Source organism: Bacillus sp. LR_5 (assembly GCF_042709275.1).
Genome location: NZ_JAVAXX010000594.1, coordinates 1 through 1,271 on the forward strand (window position 1 = coordinate 1; position 1,271 = coordinate 1,271).

The window sequence follows — 1,271 nt, forward strand, 5'->3', positions numbered from 1 at the left end:
CTCTTTAGAGAACAAAATCATGATTTTCCTCTAATTTACTGCACTTACCTTATTATTTTAAATTTTATAAAGAACGAAAAATTCCTTATAATGAACGAAATAACGACAGGAATAGAGGAGAATTTCATATTATGATTGGAAAAATTATCCGTTTGTACCGTAAAAGAAAAGGCTATTCTATTAATCAGCTGGCTGTTGAGTCAGGCGTATCCAAATCCTATTTAAGCAAGATTGAAAGAGGCGTTCACACGAATCCGTCCGTTCAATTTTTAAAAAAAGTTTCTGCCACACTGGAAGTTGAATTAACAGAATTATTTGACGCAGAAACAATGATGTATGAAAAAATCAGCGGCGGTGAAGAAGAATGGCGCGTACATTTAGTGCAAGCCGTACAAGCCGGGATGGAAAAGGAAGAATTGTTCACTTTTACGAACAGGCTAAAGAAAGAACAGCCTAAAACTGCCTCTTACCGCAACCGCAAACTGACGGAATCCAATATAGAAGAATGGAAAGCGCTGATGGCGGAAGCAAGAGAAATCGGCTTGTCTGTCCATGAAGTCAAATCCTTTTTAAAAACAATGGGAAGATGATGATCGGTTAAGGGCTAACGTTCGCATCTATAGGGTAAATCTGTTTATAATGGGTGAAAAAGGGAGAGAACACAATGACTCATCAAATAGTAACGACTCAATATGGCAAAGTAAAAGGCACAACGGAAAACGGCGTACATAAGTGGAAAGGCATCCCCTATGCCAAGCCGCCTGTCGGACAATGGCGTTTTAAAGCACCTGAGCCGCCTGAAGTGTGGGAAGATGTCCTTGATGCCACAGCGTACGGTCCTATTTGCCCGCAGCCGTCTGATTTGCTCTCACTGTCGTATACAGAGCTGCCCCGCCAGTCCGAGGATTGCTTGTATGTCAATGTATTTGCGCCTGACACTCCAAGTCAAAACCTGCCTGTCATGGTGTGGATTCACGGAGGCGCTTTTTATCTTGGAGCGGGCAGTGAGCCATTGTATGACGGATCAAAACTTGCGGCGCAGGGAGAGGTCATTGTCGTTACACTGAACTATCGGCTGGGGCCGTTTGGCTTTTTGCACTTGTCTTCATTTGATGAGGCGTATTCCGATAACCTTGGGCTTTTAGACCAAGCCGCCGCACTGAAATGGGTGCGAGAGAATATCTCAGCGTTTGGCGGTGATCCCGATAACGTAACAGTATTTGGAGAATCCGCCGGCGGCATGAGCATTGCCGCGCTGCTTGCTATGCCTA

At 44.2% G+C, this 1,271-nt stretch carries 1 protein-coding gene and 1 pseudogene; both read left to right on the top strand.

Features of this window, described 5'->3' with window-relative positions; all coding sequences use genetic code 11:
- The first annotated feature begins 131 nt into the window (after positions 1-131).
- A complete protein-coding gene (slrR, locus tag RAC86_RS38795; protein WP_173614318.1) occupies positions 132-590 on the top strand; it encodes an HTH-type transcriptional regulator SlrR in 459 nt (152 codons plus the stop codon).
- Positions 591-664: 74 nt separating this feature from the next.
- Positions 665-1,271, top strand: a pseudogene (gene pnbA / locus RAC86_RS38800) (para-nitrobenzyl esterase); the annotation flags it as partial.